16 protein-coding genes are annotated in these 17,234 nt (G+C 59.9%); 5 read left to right on the top strand and 11 right to left on the bottom strand.

The genetic code is table 11. The annotated features are described in order from the left end of the window. Positions 1 to 28 precede the first annotated feature (28 nt). Entirely contained in the window at positions 29 to 2,464 is a 2,436-nt protein-coding gene (locus JF539_RS15575; protein ID WP_207141627.1) for a GcvT family protein, read from the top strand. Between the two features lie 229 nt (positions 2,465 to 2,693). Here the strand turns inward: JF539_RS15575 and JF539_RS15570 are convergent, their stop codons facing one another. Both JF539_RS15570 and JF539_RS15565 read right to left on the bottom strand, forming a co-directional pair. Then, positions 2,694 to 2,999, bottom strand: coding sequence for a hypothetical protein (locus JF539_RS15570; protein ID WP_207141626.1), 306 nt, complete (start codon positions 2,997 to 2,999; stop codon positions 2,694 to 2,696). A gap of 239 nt (positions 3,000 to 3,238) precedes the next feature. Further along, positions 3,239 to 4,144 carry a LysR family transcriptional regulator gene (locus tag JF539_RS15565; RefSeq protein WP_207141625.1) on the bottom strand — a complete coding sequence of 302 codons (906 nt, stop codon included), beginning with the start codon at positions 4,142 to 4,144 and terminating at the stop codon, positions 3,239 to 3,241. Between the two features lie 158 nt (positions 4,145 to 4,302). On the opposite strand from JF539_RS15565, the gene JF539_RS27915 reads away from it, so the two are divergent. Further along, complete coding sequence (locus tag JF539_RS27915) at positions 4,303 to 4,437, top strand: hypothetical protein (RefSeq protein WP_268957562.1); 135 nt, start codon at positions 4,303 to 4,305, stop codon at positions 4,435 to 4,437. Between the two features lie 16 nt (positions 4,438 to 4,453). Here the strand turns inward: JF539_RS27915 and JF539_RS15560 are convergent, their stop codons facing one another. Both JF539_RS15560 and JF539_RS15555 read right to left on the bottom strand, forming a co-directional pair. Further along, positions 4,454 to 5,281 carry a phosphate/phosphite/phosphonate ABC transporter substrate-binding protein gene (locus JF539_RS15560; RefSeq protein WP_209017344.1) on the bottom strand — a complete coding sequence of 276 codons (828 nt, stop codon included), beginning with the start codon at positions 5,279 to 5,281 and terminating at the stop codon, positions 4,454 to 4,456. Beyond that, positions 5,278 to 6,180, bottom strand: a complete 903-nt coding sequence (locus JF539_RS15555) for a fatty acid desaturase (RefSeq protein ID WP_209017343.1) — start codon at positions 6,178 to 6,180, stop codon at positions 5,278 to 5,280. The genes JF539_RS15560 and JF539_RS15555 overlap by 4 nt, the downstream gene beginning before the upstream one ends. A 318-nt stretch (positions 6,181 to 6,498) precedes the next feature. On the opposite strand from JF539_RS15555, the gene JF539_RS15550 reads away from it, so the two are divergent. Continuing rightward, positions 6,499 to 7,833, top strand: a complete 1,335-nt coding sequence (locus JF539_RS15550; RefSeq protein ID WP_207141623.1) for an NAD(P)/FAD-dependent oxidoreductase — start codon at positions 6,499 to 6,501, stop codon at positions 7,831 to 7,833. Between the two features lie 214 nt (positions 7,834 to 8,047). Further along, positions 8,048 to 9,169: an ATP-dependent DNA helicase gene (locus JF539_RS15545; protein WP_207141622.1), complete on the top strand. Its 1,122-nt coding sequence runs from the start codon at positions 8,048 to 8,050 to the stop codon at positions 9,167 to 9,169. Here JF539_RS15545 and JF539_RS15540 read toward each other — a convergent pair. Next, complete coding sequence (locus tag JF539_RS15540) at positions 9,153 to 9,800, bottom strand: TetR/AcrR family transcriptional regulator (RefSeq protein WP_207141621.1); 648 nt, start codon at positions 9,798 to 9,800, stop codon at positions 9,153 to 9,155. The genes JF539_RS15545 and JF539_RS15540 overlap by 17 nt on opposite strands. Before the next feature lie 406 nt (positions 9,801 to 10,206). On the opposite strand from JF539_RS15540, the gene JF539_RS15535 reads away from it, so the two are divergent. Then, positions 10,207 to 12,651 (top strand): Tex family protein, encoded by a 2,445-nt coding sequence (locus JF539_RS15535; RefSeq protein WP_207141620.1) that lies wholly within the window; start codon positions 10,207 to 10,209, stop codon positions 12,649 to 12,651. Between the two features lie 107 nt (positions 12,652 to 12,758). Here the strand turns inward: JF539_RS15535 and JF539_RS15530 are convergent, their stop codons facing one another. The 6 genes from JF539_RS15530 to JF539_RS15505 all read right to left on the bottom strand — a co-directional run bounded on the left by JF539_RS15530 (position 12,759) and on the right by JF539_RS15505 (position 16,956). Beyond that, positions 12,759 to 13,220: a hypothetical protein gene (locus JF539_RS15530; protein ID WP_207141619.1), complete on the bottom strand. Its 462-nt coding sequence runs from the start codon at positions 13,218 to 13,220 to the stop codon at positions 12,759 to 12,761. Between the two features lie 101 nt (positions 13,221 to 13,321). Beyond that, positions 13,322 to 13,810 (bottom strand): hypothetical protein, encoded by a 489-nt coding sequence (locus JF539_RS15525; RefSeq protein WP_207141618.1) that lies wholly within the window; start codon positions 13,808 to 13,810, stop codon positions 13,322 to 13,324. 116 nt (positions 13,811 to 13,926) lie between these two features. Further along, the gene (locus JF539_RS15520) at positions 13,927 to 14,865 is read right to left on the bottom strand and encodes an MliC family protein (RefSeq protein WP_207141617.1); all 939 of its coding nucleotides are present in this window, start codon (positions 14,863 to 14,865) and stop codon (positions 13,927 to 13,929) included. Between the two features lie 246 nt (positions 14,866 to 15,111). Further along, positions 15,112 to 16,161, bottom strand: coding sequence for an ACR3 family arsenite efflux transporter (arsB, locus tag JF539_RS15515; protein ID WP_236042525.1), 1,050 nt, complete (start codon positions 16,159 to 16,161; stop codon positions 15,112 to 15,114). Beyond that, positions 16,158 to 16,577 carry an arsenate reductase ArsC gene (locus tag JF539_RS15510; protein WP_207141616.1) on the bottom strand — a complete coding sequence of 140 codons (420 nt, stop codon included), beginning with the start codon at positions 16,575 to 16,577 and terminating at the stop codon, positions 16,158 to 16,160. Before JF539_RS15510 ends, arsB begins: the two co-directional genes overlap by 4 nt. Before the next feature lie 25 nt (positions 16,578 to 16,602). After that, positions 16,603 to 16,956, bottom strand: a complete 354-nt coding sequence (locus tag JF539_RS15505; protein WP_207141615.1) for an ArsR/SmtB family transcription factor — start codon at positions 16,954 to 16,956, stop codon at positions 16,603 to 16,605. Positions 16,957 to 17,234: the final 278 nt, after the last annotated feature.

Here is a 17,234-nt window from a genome sequence, read left to right as displayed (position 1 = left end):
AGGAGCGGGTCTCTCCGGAGCGAAATTCATGAAGACCCATACCCAGGTTGTTGTCATCGGTGGCGGCGTCGTCGGCTGCAGCGTGCTTTATCACCTGACCAAGCTCGGCTGGAAGGATGTGGTGCTGGTGGAACGCGACGAACTGACCTCCGGCTCGTCCTGGCATGCCGCCGGCGGCTTCCACACGCTCAACGGCGACCCCAACGTCGCCCAGCTTCAGACCTATACGGTGGAGCTTTACAAGGAACTGGAAGAGATCTCCGGCCAGTCCTGCTCGCTGCATCTGACCGGTGGCGTCATGCTGGCCGACACGCCCGAACGCATGGATTTCCTGCGCCTCGCCCAGGCCAAGGGCCGCTATCTCGGCATGGACCTGGAGCTGATCTCCGTCTCCGAGGCCAAGAAGATGTTCCCGCTCTTGGAGGAGAAGCACTTCATCGGCGCGCTGTGGGATCCCGTCGAAGGTCATCTCGACCCTTCCGGCACCACCCATGCCTACGCCAAGGCCGCCCGCGTCAACGGCGCCACGGTTTACCGGCACACCAAGGTCGAGGAGCTGGTCCAGACACCGGACGGCACCTGGGATGTCATCACCAACAAGGGCACGATCCATGCCGAGCACGTGGTCAACGCCGGCGGTCTCTGGGCCCGTGAATGCGGCCGCATGGTCGGGCTAGAACTGCCTTTGCTCGCCATGGAACACATGTACCTCCTGACCGAGGAGATGGAAGAGGTCACCACACACAACAGGGAGACCGGCAAGGAACTGATCGGCGTTCTCGATTTCGGCGGCGAGATCTACACCCGCCAGGAAGGCAAGGGCATCCTGCTCGGCACCTACGAGCAGAACTGCCGTCCCTGGAGCCCGCGCCAGACACCCTGGGACTTCGGCCACGAACTGCTCGCCCCCGACATCGACCGGATCGCGCCGGAACTGGAGGTCGGTTTCGAGCACTTCCCGGCACTGCAGAACGCCGGCATCAAGCAGATCATCAACGGCCCCTTCACCTTCGCCCCCGACGGCAATCCGCTTGTCGGACCGGTCCGGGGGCTCAGGAACTACTGGGTCGCCTGCGCCGTCATGGCCGGCTTCAGCCAGGGCGGCGGCGTTGGTCTGACGCTGGCCAACTGGATGGTCAACGGCGACCCGGGTTACGACATCTGGGGCATGGACGTGGCCCGCTACGGCGACTGGGCGACGCTCTCATACACCAACAAGAAGGTGCAGGAGAACTACCGCCGCCGCTTCCGCATCCGCTTTCCGAACGAGGAACTGCCCGCAGCAAGGCCGCACCAGACGACACCGCTCTACGACCGCATGCTGGCGCAAGGCGCCGTCATGGGCGACAGTTGGGGCCTGGAAACACCGCTCTGGTTCGCGCCTGAAGGCGTCGAGGCGAAGGACATCGTCTCCTACCGCCGCTCCAACGACTTCGAGCACATCGGCGCGGAATGCCGGGCGGTGCGCGAAAGCGTCGGCATCACGGAAATCGCGAACTTCGCCAAATACGAAATCGTCGGCCCGGGTGCGGAATCCTACCTCGACCGCCTGATGACCAACACCATGCCGAAGATAGGCCGGATCATCCTGACGCCGATGCTCAACGACAACGGCAAGCTGATCGGCGACTTCACCATAGCGCGCGCGTCAGACGAGAAATTCTACATGTTCGGTTCGTCCCAGGCCGAAGTCTATCACATGCGCTGGTTCGAAAAGCATCTGCCGGTGGACGGTTCCGTCACGATCCGGGCCCTGAACCTGGGCTGGGTCGGCCTGTCCATCGCCGGCCCGAAGGCCCGCGACGTGCTGGCGAAGGTCACCGGCGAGGATGTCTCCAACGCGGCCTTCCGCTTCATGGACTTCCGCGAGATGGACGTCGCAAACGCGCCCTGCAAGGTCAATCGCATCTCTTACACCGGCGACCTCGGCTACGAGATCTGGATGACGCCGGAATACGAGCGCCAGGTCTACGAAGCCCTGATGGAGGCCGGGGCAGAGTTCGGCATCGTCAACTTCGGCATGCGCGCCCTGCTCTCCATGCGCCTTGAAAAGAACTTCGGCACCTGGTTCCGCGAGTTCCGCCCGGTCTACGGTCCCTTTGAAGCCGACCTCGGCCGCTTCGTGAAACTGTCGAAGGACGATTTCATCGGCAAGGCAGCCGCAACAAAGGAATTCGACGAAGGTCCGAAACGGCTCAGGGTCAGCTTCGCGGTCGATGCCGCGGACGCCGATGTCATGGGCGACGAACCGGTCTGGCACGAGGGCAAGGTGATCGGCTGGATCACCTCCGGCGGCTACGCCCATTTCGTCGGCAAATCACTTGCCCAGGGGTACATTCCGGCGGCGTTTGCCGGCGAGACGAGCGCCGGTGCCTTCGAAGTCGAAATCCTCGGCGACCGCCGCAAGGCCACGATCCTCTCCGAGCCGCCGTTCGACCCGAAGGCGGAGCGCATGCGGATGTGAAGGCGCAGGTCCCCGCACAACATCTCTTCTCGTCATGCCATGGCTCGACCATGGCATCCATGCCGTTCCATTTCGGACCTGAAGGACGCCAATATTGGCCCGGCCGGATCAGCCACAGGACCCGGTCTTTCAATCTGAGGACAGGAAACGGCATGGATTGCAGGGTCAAGCCCTGCAATGACTAATGGCGTGTAGGATTGCACCGCAAAAATGTCGCGGTGTCGCCAGTTTACTTGAGCCGGATAATCTTCGCGCCCAGGTTCCGTGCGTAGTCGGCCTGGCTGGAGAACAGCACCACGTTGGTCTCGTTGACTTCGGTCTGCTTCAGTTCCAGCGGGGTCTTGCCGTCCGGATTGACGATGACCTTGCGGGTCGGCGGCAGGCCGCGGAAGACGAGCACGCCGGCTTCCTTGGTGACGATCGCGCCATAGGGTTCCTCATGCACGATGCGGATCGTTCCGCTTTCCGCATGAGCGGCGGTTCCAAGCACTGCGACCAGACCGGCCGCCAGAAGCGTTTCGCGAAGAATTGTCATGACGCATCTCACAGTTAGGACTTTCTTTACCGTGAATCCTAACTGTTCGTTAACTTTTACGCCAGTCTTTCCGCCGATTTCACCCGGAAGTACACTGATTGAAAAAGAACATCGTTAACGAATGTCTTAAAATGAAACACTTCCATCTTGTCCTGAAGCCCTCGCAGGTGTACCGGTGCCCGCAGCATTGATCTGCCGGCGCGTGACACTCCGGAAACGAAATCGCGGCAACAAACCGTTCACGCCGCATTCGGGGCAAGACTGAGCTCCTTGAAGCTCTCCTCGACATGCTCGGCGAAGGCGTGGGTGGCGCGGCCCGCGCGCGGCCCCTCCGCCATGATGATGTGGTAATCGCCGATTGTCGGCAGGCCGTGGCGCTCGTCGAGCACCTGAAGCGGCGGCCCGGCGACGCTTGCCGGAAACGGTGCGACCGCGAGGTCGGCGAGCAGCGCCGCTTCCTGGCCTGCGCTGTGAAAGCTCGTGTAGGAAATCCGGTAGGGCTTTTGCGCATCGTCCAGCGCGACGCGCGCGGCCCGGCGCCAGGGGCAGCCCGGTGTCGAAACCGCGAGCGGCAAGGGGTCGCGCTCGTAGGCAATGCCCCCTTCCAGTCCAACCCAGACCAGCGGCTCGGTAAAGACGATTTGCCCGGCCTGCGCGAGGGCCGTGCCGGGACGGGCCGTATAAAGCACCAGATCCAGCTCGCCCTTAGTGACCAACTCTCCCAGTCTCGGACTGCCGTCCAGATGAACGTCCACATTCACGCCCGGATGGGAGCGCGCGAAGCGGGACAGGATATTAGGCAAAAAGCGGGTGCCGAAATCGGACGGCGCGCCGAACCGCACCTCCCCCTCCACCTCGGGCGACAGAAACAGCGACACCGCTTCCTCGTTCAGCATCAGGATGCGCCGCGCATATCCCATCAGAGCCTCGCCTTCCGGGGTCAGGCGAACGGTGCGGCCCTCCCTTGCAAAAACCGCGACACCCAGAATTGATTCAAGCTTCTTGATCTGCATCGAAACCGCCGAAGGCGTTCGGCCGATCAGCTCTGAAGCCTTTGTAAAACTGGACGTTTCCGCAATCACCAGAAAGGTGCGGTAAAGCTCCATATCGATGAGATGTGTCCCCGCACCGGGCAGCTTTTCCAAGTTTGCCTCCACAAAAATTCAATTCAATTTTTTTGAACGATGAGATGAATACTATTCGATTGATTGAATGACAAGTTATGCACATATATGCAGCAGATGGCCCGTTTTTAGAGCAGCGGACCACAAGGACCAACCAGACATTCAGGATCGGGATCGCTATGACCTATCTTGCACAAGCCTTGCGCACGAACCTCATGGGTGTTGTTTCCGGACACACCGCTGCGGAACTGGCCCGTATGAACCAGGCCCTGCGCCTGCGTGAAACGACGAAGATCTCCCGCACCTTTCGCTAAGGGCAGTTCACCGGACCTATAAAAGGTCCGGATAGCCTTGGGACACGGCTTCGTCTTCCATGGCGGGAATTGCCGCATAGTCTTCGAAAAACAGTCTGGAAAAGCCGCGAATGCCAAGGCGCTCGCGGCTTTTCCGCGTCTCTGGCGCGGAAAACACCTCTTCGACCGTTTCCGCAATCGCTGCCTCGTCCGCCACGGAAAACCGCAGGGACGTGATCAACGGCAGCCCCGGCACGGCTGCCGTTGCGGCAATCGCATCGAGATGATCCGCGAGGCCCGGGACCTCGTTACAAATAAGCTGCCAGCACACGCAATCGATGCAGGCCACATCGGCATCTCCCGCGACGACCGCGCTTGCGGAAGCCCGATGGCTTCCCGTTGCCATCACACGCCCGAAAAACGGTTTGCCGCCTGCGAACGGCGCGATTGCATGACGAAAGGCATTCATGCCCGACTGGCTGTCGAGGCTGTTGAACACGGCCCGGCTCCCGCGCAAGTCTTCAAGGTTTCTGAAACGACTGTCCTTGCGGACGACGATCCGGCTTCGGTAACTGACGCCCTCGCAGTCCGGCGCCGAGTAATGCGGCGCACCGACAAGCCGGACCTTGCCCCTGAGCCCATGGGTCAGCGGATACCCGCAGGTCTGCGTCAACAACAGGTCCGACCGGGTCCAGGCTTCGCCAAGGTCCATGCCGACCGGCCAGGGTTTCAGCCTTTCCGGCGCCAGGCCGAGTCGACCGGCCAACGCCTTGCCGAGCGCCTTTTCAAGCTTCGCCGTCGCCGGACGAACCTCCGGCCAGTCATACATCGGCAGGCGTACCTCAAGACAGTCGCGCGCGCTCAAGACACCGCCTCTGCGGCCTTTCCCTGAACGTCGTCCTCGCATCGCATGAGCGGGTGCGGAACGGGTTCCTTCGGCTTGAACAGAAAGCTTTTCGCCAGCTCAAGGTAATTGGCGAACACGTAACCGTCGTTGCGCCGCTGCCAATCTTCCTTCGCCGACCGGTAAAGCGCCGGAAGCTCGTACCAGGGCGTTCGCGGATGCGCGTGATGCACCACGTGAAGATTGTTGTTCAGGAAGAGGAGAGAAAACACCGGACAATACTCGACGATGATCGAACGCGCCTCGGCGTTTTCGTGGGCCCGGTGTTCGGCGAACGTACGTACCATCAGCAAGCTCGTGGCGGGATAGGCAACACATGAAACATACAGCCAGAGCGGCATGCCGCCAACCAGCCAGGCATAGGCAAGCACGGGAACAAGGCCAGCCAGATGATGCAGCCAGGCGCCCCTGACACCCTTGGCGCCCTTGCGGAGCAGCCTGATTTCCGACCCGTAGAAACCGACGATCGAAAGTGCCGGACCGATCAGGAGCCGGCCGGCCAGCGTGTTGTTGAGCGTCAACAACACCTTGAGAAAGGCCGGCAGCCGGGTCCAGTCCCGCCAGGCTAGATAGAAACTCTCCGGATCGTCGTAAGGGTCGGTAAGCCGGTCGTTGTTGTGGTGGCGCAGATGAAGGGTCTTGACTCTTCGGAACGGAAAAAACACGGCCAGCGGAAAATAGACCAGCGCCTCGTTGACCGAGGGGTTCCGGGTCGGATGCCCATGCAGCACCTCATGTTGCAGGGAGGACTGCAAGGTCGCCAAGACGGCGGCCAGCGGACAGACGATCCATCCTCCAAGCGTTTGATAAAAACCGATCAGCAACATCCAGAGCGCCGCCGAGACTGTGATTAAAGCCACGGTCGGCCATTCGCGTAAAAATGCGCGTGGCACACTATTCTCCAACTATTTGAAAAGACGACATTGCCCCCGGGAACGGAGTCCAGACTGACCGGAGCCTGAGTTGATTTCAATTTGAGACTCGAGAACAGAATACGCAGACTTTCATATAATCAGCATATTGTTTAGAAAATTCACTATTTGATGAATTATCTCACAATCAGCGCATTTTCCCATTTGCCTCGCTGACCGAATCTGAACACCTAATGGCGCATTGCCCACTGGACATCGCGCAGCGGCTCCTCTCGACTGACAGAAAATCAATCAGGAAAAGCGACCATGCCAGCAACCGCCTCCGGATCAGACAACTCAACGACTCGTTACGACGTTATCGTCATCGGCGCCGGGGTGATCGGCTGCGCCATCGCGCTTCATCTGGCACGCAAGGGCAAAAGGACGCTCAATGTCGATGCCCTGCCCGCAGCCGGCTACGGATCGACCTCCAGTTCCGCCGCCGTCATCAGAACCTACTACTCGACGCTGGACGGAACCGCGCTCGCCTATGAAGGCTATCACGAGTGGAAAAACTGGCGCGAAACCCTGGGCGCGGACAGCGGGGACGGGCTGGCCCGGTTCATCGAAACCGGAACCATGGTCATGAAAACGGTGGCCGACAACTATCAGGCGCAGGTTCTCAAACACGCCGAAGCGCTCGGCATACCCCATGAACACTGGACCGCCGAAGACATCGAGCGGCACCTGCCCGGCTACAATCTGGACTGCTTCGCGCCCCCCAGGACCATGGACGACGACGCGTTCGGCACACCGACCGGCGGCGCGATCCAAGGCGCGGTCTTCTTTCCTCAAGGCGGCTACGTGGACGATCCGCAAATCGCGGCCCGCAATCTCAAGGATGCGGCGGCACGCGCGGGCGCCGCGTTCCGCTTCAACACCCGCGTCGTGCGCATTCCCGTCGAAGACGGCAGCGTTGCCGGCGTGGTCTGCGAAAACGGCGACCGGCTTTCCGCGGACATCATCATCAACGTCGGCGGGCCGCATTCCGGCAGGGTGAACGCCCTGCTGGACGGTGATCCCGGCGTGAGGATCGGCCACAGGCCGCTGCGCCAGGAAGTCGTCCAGATCAGGCCGCCGGAAACGTTCGGCTATTCACGCGAAGGCCTGATCGTCTCCGACAACGACATCGGCTGCTACATCAAGCCGGGCAGCGGCGGACAGCTCATGATCGGCAGCCAGAACCCGGCCTGCGATCCCCATATCGAAAACGATCCGGACGACTTCTCCCGGGACCTGACCGACCGGGCGCTGACCTATGCCTACCGCTATTCCCAGCGCCTGCCGGACCTCGGCGTCTCGCAGCACCCGGTCGGCGTCGCCGATCTTTACGACGCGACCGACGACTGGCTGCCGATCTACGACCGCAGCGATGTCGACGGTTATTATCTCGCCATCGGCACCAGCGGCAACCAGTTCAAGAACGCGCTGGTCGCCGGCCGCCTGATGAGCGACCTGATCGACTACTGCGAGGCCGGCAACGACCATGACAACACACCGCTGCAATTCCCGCTTCGCCACGTCGACCACACGCTCAACACCGGCGCCTTTTCCAGGAAACGGGAACTGACGAAGGAGAGTTCGTTCTCGGTCTTGGGGTGATGGGTTTTCCATATTCTCTGACGAGAGTTTCCGCTTGAAAAACCGATCAACTGTCGTCGCCGCGCAGGCGGAGGCCCGGACTTGACGCCTCCGCGCCAAACCGGGACGACAAGTTCAAATTTCGCCAGATGCCCGAAGGCCTCCCAAATCCACCCTTGGTCGAATCGCCCAAATCAGGGTATGCAACCGGGTCTTCATTTCTCGGAGTGCGCCGGTGGCCTGGTCCCCCCAACAAGACGAAGCCTTGAAGGAGGCGGCCGCCTGGCTGAAGCGGGGCGACCGGCAGGTGTTCCGGCTGTTCGGCTTTGCCGGAACCGGCAAGACCACGCTTGCCCGTCATCTGGCGGAAGGGATCGACGGCGACGTCTGTTTCGGCGCCTTCACCGGCAAGGCGGCCCACGTCCTGCGCCAGAAGGGCTGCGCCGACGCCGGCACGATCCACTCGCTGATCTACCGCCCGCGCGCCGCAAAGGAGGAGGACGAGACCGACGACGACGAGGAAGACGCCGGTCCGCAGTTCGCCATCAAGCGCGACAGCGCGGCGGCGACCGCCCGCCTCATCGTGATCGACGAATGCTCCATGGTGGACGAGGACCTCGGCAAGGATCTCCTGTCCTTCGGCACGCCGGTTCTGGTGCTCGGCGACCCGGCCCAGTTACCGCCCGTGAAAGGCGGCGGTTATTTCACGGAAGCCGAACCGGACATCATGCTGACGGAGGTTCACCGGCAGGCGCAGGACAATCCGATCGTGCGCATGTCGATGACAATCCGCGACGGCGGCGAACTGGAGTATGGCGCGTTCGGCGAAAGCCGGGTGATCCACCGGCGCGAGATCGACAAGGATCAGATCCTGGCAAGCGATCAGGTCCTGGTGGGCACCAACAAGACAAGGCGGCTTTACAATTCCCGGATCCGGGAGCTCAAGGAATTCACCACGCCGATGCCTGCCGTCGGCGACAAACTCGTCTGCCTGCGCAACGACAAGACCAAGGGTCTGTTGAACGGCGGCTTGTGGACCGTAAAGCGGCTCCGGCCGCCACGCGGCAACACGTTGCGTTTCGATGTCATCTCCGAGGACGACATCGGCAAGACCGCCGTGAAGGTGAAGGTCCTGCCCGCCATGTTCGAGGACGGAGCGGAAGGCATTCCCTACGCCATCCGCCGCCGGGCGGACGAGTTCGATTACGGCTACGCGCTGACCGTGCACAAGGCGCAAGGCTCGCAGTGGGACGACGTGGTGCTGTTCGACGAGAGCTGGGCCTTCCGCGAGCACAAGAGCCGCTGGCTTTATACGGCGGTCACCCGCGCAGCGGAGCGGATCACTGTCGTAAGGTAGGCACGGCAAGGTCTTCGTCGAAGACGCCGCCATCCCCGGTAACGGGCAAGGTGCGCAGGCCCGTTTCTATGAAAGTCTTCAGGTCCGCAAGGGAACTGCCCCCTCTCCCCAGCATGGCTATGGCGCAGAACTGTCCGTCCAGAAAGACCGCCGCGCGATCGATATCCGTGCGGGCGGACATTTCTCCAGCGTCGACCGCTTTCAGCACACGCTCCCTGATGGCGGTGAACTTCGAGTCCTTCAGGCCCATGACCAGTTCGTGATGGCGTTCCGAGCCGTAGGTGCAGTCGACCAGAGAATTGATCAGGAAACAGCCGGCCGGAAGGGACCTGTCAGAGGAAAGCGCGGCGACCGCGCCGAGAAAATCCCGAAAGTCCTCGACCACGTGCTTCTGTGCTGCCTGCAACTGCGCGAAGACCGGGCCGCCGTAGTTTTCGAAATAATGCAGCAGCGCCTTTTCAAACAGCGCTTCCTTGTCTCCGAAAGCCGCATAAAGGCCGGGTTTTGCCATGCCGGATGCGGACGCCAGATCGTTCATGGACGTTCCGGAATACCCGTTCTGCCAGAACGCGACCATGATCGCCTGGAGCGCATCCTGCGTGTCCACTTTTCTGGGACGTCCCCTTGGCATTATCTTTTCTCCCTAACAAACCGGACCATGCATTTGGCTCGAACGCCCTTCAAGCGGCTGCCAATCATGTCAAACTGGTTTGACTACCAACGATCCATGCCAGAAAACACCACTATACGGTTCGAGAATAGCGGCCTTTCAAGTACGCAGAAAATGATTTCTTTTACCCATCGTTCGAAAAACCGTAAAATTCAAACTAATTATGCGCAAGTTTGAAACTTTTACCATTCGCATTTATCTGGAACGCGTCTGACCTTACGCCATGCTCCTCCATTCTCTCCTCTCTCTCCTGTTCGGCCAGCGTGCAATTGCCGGTGGACGGCGGTCTCCGGTCTCTTTTCCGCCCGATTAAGCGCGATTATCGTCTTCCGCCCGAGAGTTCGAAAACCGAAAGTCAAATCCGAAGATGACCACCGCCGCTCATTCCTCCGCATCCGCCCAATCGACCGCGAAGTCCGCGCTTTCCGCGGACACCGCCTTGCGCATCGCGCATCGGATTGCGGATGAGATCGGCTGCAAGGCCGGGCAGGTCAATGCAACGGTGCAGCTTCTCGACGAAGGCTCCACCGTGCCGTTCATCGCGCGCTACCGGAAGGAAGCAACCGGGGGGCTCGACGACACCCAGCTCAGAAAACTGGAAGAGCGGCTGATCTATCTGCGGGAGCTCGAAGATCGCCGGGTCGCGATCACCAAATCGATCGACGAACAGGGCAAGATGACGGCGGACCTGACCTCCGCGATCCAGGCCGCCGAGACCAAATCGCAGTTGGAAGACATCTATCTTCCCTTCAAGAAGAAGCGCCGCACCAAAGCCCAGATTGCACGCGAAGCGGGTTTGGAGCCCCTTGCCGACCAACTTCTCGCCGACCCGTCCAGAACACCGGAAACCGAAGCCGCCGCCTTTGTCGATGAGGCCAAGGGCTTCGGCGACGTCAAGGCGGTGCTTGACGGTGCCCGCCAGATCCTGATGGAGCGCTTTTCGGAAAACGCCGATCTGGTCGGCCGCCTGCGCCGCTACGTGGAAGAACGCGGTGTCGTCCAGTCCAAACTGATCGACGGCATGGCGGAAAAGGGCGCGAAATTCGCCGACTATTTCGACTATTCCGAACGCTGGTCGAAGATCCCGAGCCACCGGGCGCTCGCCCTGTTCCGAGGCCGCAACGAAGGCGTTCTCTCGGTGGATCTCACGGTCGACGCGGACGACGTCTCGCCGGTCCTTCCAGCCGTCAAAACCGTTGCCGACACCTATGGCATCGCAGACCGGGGCCGCCCGGCGGACAAATGGCTGATGGAGGTCGCCCGCTTCGCCTGGAAGGTGAAACTCGCCCTGCATCTGGAACTCGACCTCATGGGCGTGCTCAAGGACAAGGCCGAGGAGGAAGCCATTCAGGTCTTCGCCAGGAACCTGAAGGACCTGCTCTTGGCGGCACCCGCAGGCGCGAAATCCACGCTCGGGCTCGATCCGGGTATCCGTACCGGCGTGAAGGTCGCCGTGGTCGACGACACCGGCAAGCTGGTCGACACCGCTACGATCTATCCGTTCCAGCCGCGCAACGATCTGACCGGCTCCCGCGTCACCCTGCTTGCCCTGATCGCCAAACACAAGGTCGGCCTGATCGCCATCGGCAACGGCACGGCGAGCCGGGAAACAGACAAACTGACGGGCGATATCCTGACAGATGTTCCTGCCGCCCAGCGTCCTGTGAAGGTGATCGTCAACGAGGCGGGTGCTTCCGTCTATTCCGCGTCGGAACTGGCGGCGAAGGAAATGCCGGACATCGACGTCTCTCTCCGGGGCGCGGCCTCCATTGCCCGGCGCCTGCAGGACCCGCTGGCGGAACTGGTCAAGATCGAGCCGAAATCCATCGGCGTCGGCCAGTACCAGCACGACGTCAACCAGACCAAACTCGCCCGCGCTCTCGACGCGGTGGTGGAAGACGCGGTGAACGCGGTCGGCGTCGATCTCAACACCGCCTCCCCCGCCCTTCTGTCACGCATCTCCGGCCTCTCCGACAGCCTCGCCAGGGCCGTTGTCGAGCATCGCGAAGCGATCGGCCGTTTCGAGAAACGGTCGCAACTCAAGGAAGTGCCGCGCCTCGGCGCCAAGGCCTACGAACTCTGCGCCGGCTTCCTGCGCATCAACGGCGGCGCGGAACCGCTGGATGCATCCTCCGTTCACCCGGAGGCCTATCCGCTTGCCAAGCGGATCGTGAAGGCCTGCGGCCGCGACGTCCGCCAGATCATGGGCGACAACTCGCTCCTGAAAAACCTCGACCCGGCGGAATTCATCGACGAGAAATTCGGCCTGCCGACGGTGAAGGACATTTTCTCCGAACTGGAAAAACCGGGCCGCGACCCGCGCCCCGAATTCAAGACCGCCGCCCTTCAGGAAGGCGTCGAGGAGATCTCCGACCTCAAACCGGGCATGAAGCTGGAGGGTACGGTCACCAACGTCACCAATTTCGGCGCCTTCGTCGATGTCGGCGTTCACCAGGACGGTCTGGTCCACGTCTCCCAGCTGGCCGACCGCTTCGTCGACGATCCACACAAGGTCGTCAAGGCCGGCGACATCGTCAAGGTGACGATCCTGGAGGTGGATGTGCCGCGCAAGCGCATCTCCATGACCATGAAGTCCCAGGCCGATTACCAGGGACAGCGCGAACGCGCGCAGCAGGACCGGCAGGCTCCGGGGGGACGCGGTCCGGGCGGTAGAGATCCTGGTGGAAGAGGCCCCGGCGGCAATGGTCCGCGCGGCGGCAAGGGTGGCGCGCCGAAATCCTCAGGCGGCGACGGCGGCAACAACGCGATGGCCGCGGCACTCGCAGCGGCGATGAACAAGAAGCGGAAGTAGACTCCAGGAAGCCTATTCCGTCATTTTCAAAACGGCGATCACTTCAACTCCGGTCAGCGGACGGTAGCTCGCCCCCTCCGCTGATACGACCACATCGCTGCAGAACTTCAGTTCTTCAACGCCCAAAGAATTTTCCAGTATTCATTGTGAAGTTTTTTTCTGCCATGAAACGGAGCCATGGAACAGAAATAAACCAAAGGTGCAGTCGGATCCTTATTGAGCGCGCGACGTGGATTGGCAGCAAACACAAAGACGGGTTTTCCAGGAGCGAACCCCCAGCCTGTGTTTCCGCCGTGGTCATTCATATATTCAATATCGATGGTTCGACCTTTCGCGCCTTTGAAGCTCCGCAATACTTCGAACCGGACAATACGCTTTTTATCGTCTCGTGATCCTCCCGCTTCTGCACCCGCTATGCCTAGAAAGATTACATCGGTGTCTTCTATATGCTCGCTTGGAGTGCGTTCCGAGCAGCTTGCAGCAAGAGTTTCGGACACTGAAAACGAAAACATGCCAGCTGCTAAACCCAGTACTAGCAGGAAACGGACCATCAGCATTTTCGTTTTCATTGGCGTTTTCTGCAGTAGCACGTGCAGCTTTTTGTGTCCTCACGGTCGAGGCAAGGGTTCAATCGCAGCAATCACATCGAATCGTAAAGCCAAACCCCATCTCAGGAACATTTTTCCTTGATCTGCCCAAGTTGCCCCCGGCCGCGCTTCAGCATGTAAGGAACCTTTCCGCTCGACAGCCGGAACGGGTCGCCTTTGCACGCCGCCTTTGCCATCCTTTGCAATTTTGTCTTCGACTTGCAGTTCCAGTCCCCAAGCTGCTTGTTTTTCACGGGATCGTAGATATTGGCGGGATAACGGAAGCAGACATGGCTTCCGCCGGAACTGTATTTCCACTGTCCCCGCACGCTACGGGAGTTGCCCGGATACCAAAGGTAAGCACGGCCGCCGCGCGCATAGTATTCGGTCTGAATACCGTGTCCTCCACCATAGAAGACAAATGTCCGGCCGGAAAACTCAAACGGCTCGGAACTCACCTGGGAGGGCATAAGAAAAACGGCGAAACAAAAAAACAGAACTCGGGCTTTCACCGGGAACACCTCGTACAATCCAGAACAAGCAATCAAGATTGCATAGCAAACCCAGAACACACGCTCAAGGTGCAGATCTGCAGTTTCGGCACGCTATTGAGCGCAAACGAGGCAAGTCGGCGGAGGTCAGTTGGCGCAAACCCGGCGGCGCTCAGAAACGCCGCCGGGCCGGTCCGTTACCGTCTCTCGAAACAGGTATCGCTTCCCCAGGGAGCCGTAATGAAGACCTGCGAGCCCTTGCTGTGGATGGTGTAGGGACCATCCGAATAACGGGCTCCCGACCCCGATACGACCTGCTCCAGCCTTTGGAAAGGGGCACCATCCATCGAAAATGTCAGGTGACCGTTGCCGGTATTCACGTAGTTCACGACCAGCGGGATACCTTCGGTGCAGGTGTATTTGACGGTCAGCGCGTTTTGGCCGGCCGGCTGGGGATAATGCCCACCCGTTGCGGGCTGCTGGCCACCCGCCGGAAAGGCTTCGGTGATCTGATAGAGATCCGAGCGGGGACCAGTGCCCTGCGCGTAAGTGATCATGCGCCGGTGCAGATCCAGTTGCAGCATCACGTTGCGTGAAGAATCGTGCAGATAAACGGACCACTCGTCCCGGCCGAATTCCTGAAAGCGGAACGTGACGTTGCCGTAGGCGTCCTGCTCATGCCACTGCCGATTGCCGACATTGACGAAGCTGCCACCCGAATGCCGGACGATACCCGCGTTCTGGCCGTTTACACCGGCGGGTGCGGGCGGCTGATAGGCAGGCTGCTGCGGCGGCGGATTGCTGACCCGCGAACGCGGCGCGCAGACCTGGTAGATCCCGGGATAGGGACGTTCGGAACAGAAAAGTCCGCCCCAGTGATAACCGGTCCGGCCGTTGCGGTAGCGGACCTGGAACCATTCGTAGCCATTCATCATGACCCCGGTTCCCGACAGGATCAAAATACGGTCGCCTTCGCGAAGGCTACCGGTCTGACCGTATTGCATGCCGGGGCCGCTGCGGACCTTGCCGCCATAGGATTGCCCGTTCTGAGGGAAGTCCACGTCAGGAGACGCATGAGCCAGGGAAATCGGCAACAGGATAGTCGCCAGCAGGAGAAAAACTGAAAAACGTTTCATCGATAACTCGCTCGTAGAGACCAATTCAAATCGAAAATCCACAAAGTGCCAGAATCAACTTCTGAAAGGACGCCTCTACGATAGACTGTCTGAACCGCACATGAACATTTATTTGTCGGGTCGCCAAACTCTTGACCGGAATGAACTAATGCGGAGGCCAGGACTTCAGCACTCTAAAAGCGAAGGCCTGCCTGGCATATTTGCAAGGCAGGCCTTTGTTCGCGTCGGCTCTCCCCGTATCGGGCTTTACGCAACGGCTGGAAAATAAGAGCGCGTCCTATTGGCTAGAGCAACCAGCGACAACATTACGGGAACCTCGACCAGAACCCCGACAACCGTTGCGAGCGCGGCTCCGGAGTTCAGTCCGAACAGGCTGATGGCGACTGCGACCGCGAGCTCGAAGAAGTTCGACGTTCCGATGAGAGCTGCCGGGGCAGCTGTGTTGAAAGGCACTCGCCACAGATAGGCCCAAGCATAGGCAACGAAGAATATGCCATAGCTCTGGATGAGAAGCGGTATGGCAATCAGCAAGATGACCATCGGTTTGTCGAGAATGGTCTGCGCCTGAAAACCGAACAGCAAAACGACCGTCGCCAGAAGGCCGATAACCGAAAATGGCTTAACCTTCCCCGTAAACTCCGCGATGCGCTCTTCGTTGTCTTTTCCGTCAAGTGCTTTCCGGGTGAAATATCCGGCGGTCAGGGGAATGATGACGTAAAGGATCACGGAAAGGAGCAGCGTTTCCCACGGCACGACAATATCCGTCACCCCAAGGAGCAGCGCCGCGATCGGTGCGAAGGCGAACACCATGATAATGTCGTTGATCGAAACCTGAACGAGCGTGTAGTTCGCGTCTCCCCGCACGAGCTGGCTCCAGACGAACACCATGGCCGTGCAAGGCGCGACCCCCAAAAGGATCATTCCCGCGATATACTCTTTCGCCGTCTGGGGATCTACGAGACCCGCGAATAGATACTCGAAGAAGAGGATACCGAGAGCGGCCATCGTGAAAGGCTTGATCAGCCAGTTGACGACAACCGTGATGCAAAGGCCTTTCGGCTTTTTGCCTACGTCTTTCAAAGACGCAAAATCGACGTTGACCATCATCGGGTAGATCATCACCCAGATCAGCACCGCGACTACGAGGTTGACGCTGGCATACTCGATCAAGGCGATCGCCTCGAAGATACCGGGAAAGGTCACACCGAGACCGACGCCGGCGGCAATGCAAAGACCGACCCAAAGCGACAGATAGCGCTCGAAGAGTCCCATGGGCGAGGATGCTTCTTTACTCATATCAACTCTTTCACAATTCTGTTTTCAAGAAGGTCGTAGGCGTTATCGAATGCGGCTCGAATCTCACTTTCCGTTCCTGAAACAGCGGCCGGATCGGGGATGCTCCAGTGAAGAACCGACGGATGTCCCGGCCAAACCGGGCAGGCTTCGCCTGCGGCGTTGTCGCAGACCGTCACGATGTGATCCATTACCGGTGCAGACGGTCCGGAGAATTCTTCCCAACTCTTTGATCGAAAACCGGTTGCAGGAAGTCCGTGGCGCTCCAGGCAATCAATCGCATAGGGATTAACGGTTCCCCGTGGGGTCGAGCCTGCAGAGTAGGTCTCAAACCCACCCTGCCCCAGGTGGCGTAACAGAGCTTCGCCCAAGACCGAGCGGGCGGAATTCGCTGTGCACACGAAAAGCACATATCGCATTGTCATTTACCACCTTGCCGGGAATTCAACAGGCTTCGGAACTGTCGCAGGTAGCCGCACTGGCCATTTTGAGGATCGGTGCGCAGAGGTCGGGATTTCCGCCGCAGCAATCCTGCAGAAGGTAAGTCACCAGGACCTGCATGGTGCCGAGATCCGCGGTGTAATGAATCGAGCGCCCGTCCCGCTCCGCGTGCACAAGGCCGGAGCGGGACAGGGCGCCCAGGTGGGTCGATAGGGTATTCGGACGAACTTTGAGCGCATCTGAAATAGCACCTGCGGCCATGCCTTCTTTTCCCGCTTTCACCAAAAGGCGAAAGACGTCGAGGCGTGTTTCCTGACCCAAGGCTGCCAATGCGTTCAAGGCGTCTTCTTTTTCCATAATTCGAGAATACTCGAATAATCGAATAAAGCAACCTCGAAAATGAATTTTTCCTTCAATCGAGAAATGGAATCCATAGGAACGGGAGAGCGACCTCGCGCCTCAATGAGACGAACGAGCGTCGCGCAAACAATACTCAAACGGCACAAGCCGAGAAACATCTCATAAACGATTACCTGAAAACAGGCTGCGGACTTGACGCTTCCTTCGAAGTGGACCGGGACTCAAACCAGCTTCAGCGCAGTCCCTGAAGTTCAGGAAAATTTACTGATTGTTAA

This window comes from Roseibium aggregatum, assembly GCF_017309185.1.
Taxonomy (GTDB): domain Bacteria; phylum Pseudomonadota; class Alphaproteobacteria; order Rhizobiales; family Stappiaceae; genus Roseibium; species Roseibium aggregatum_B.
The sequence above is the reverse complement of the archived record's forward strand: the minus strand, read 5'-3'. Positions and strand labels throughout refer to the sequence as shown.

What these genes read in the sequence shown, in the direction of transcription:
- JF539_RS15575 (WP_207141627.1), top strand. Translation starts at nt 29, where the DNA reads ATGAAGACCCATACCCAGGTTGTTGTCATCGGTGGCGGCGTCGTCGGC.
- JF539_RS15570 (WP_207141626.1), bottom strand. Translation starts at nt 2,999, where the DNA reads ATGACAATTCTTCGCGAAACGCTTCTGGCGGCCGGTCTGGTCGCAGTG.
- JF539_RS27915 (WP_268957562.1), top strand. Translation starts at nt 4,303, where the DNA reads ATGACCTATCTTGCACAAGCCTTGCGCACGAACCTCATGGGTGTTGTT.
- JF539_RS15550 (WP_207141623.1), top strand. Translation starts at nt 6,499, where the DNA reads ATGCCAGCAACCGCCTCCGGATCAGACAACTCAACGACTCGTTACGAC.
- JF539_RS15540 (WP_207141621.1), bottom strand. Translation starts at nt 9,800, where the DNA reads ATGCCAAGGGGACGTCCCAGAAAAGTGGACACGCAGGATGCGCTCCAG.
- JF539_RS15535 (WP_207141620.1), top strand. Translation starts at nt 10,207, where the DNA reads ATGACCACCGCCGCTCATTCCTCCGCATCCGCCCAATCGACCGCGAAG.
- JF539_RS15530 (WP_207141619.1), bottom strand. Translation starts at nt 13,220, where the DNA reads ATGAAAACGAAAATGCTGATGGTCCGTTTCCTGCTAGTACTGGGTTTA.
- JF539_RS15520 (WP_207141617.1), bottom strand. Translation starts at nt 14,865, where the DNA reads ATGAAACGTTTTTCAGTTTTTCTCCTGCTGGCGACTATCCTGTTGCCG.
- arsB (WP_236042525.1), bottom strand. Translation starts at nt 16,161, where the DNA reads ATGAGTAAAGAAGCATCCTCGCCCATGGGACTCTTCGAGCGCTATCTG.
- JF539_RS15510 (WP_207141616.1), bottom strand. Translation starts at nt 16,577, where the DNA reads ATGCGATATGTGCTTTTCGTGTGCACAGCGAATTCCGCCCGCTCGGTC.
- JF539_RS15505 (WP_207141615.1), bottom strand. Translation starts at nt 16,956, where the DNA reads ATGGAAAAAGAAGACGCCTTGAACGCATTGGCAGCCTTGGGTCAGGAA.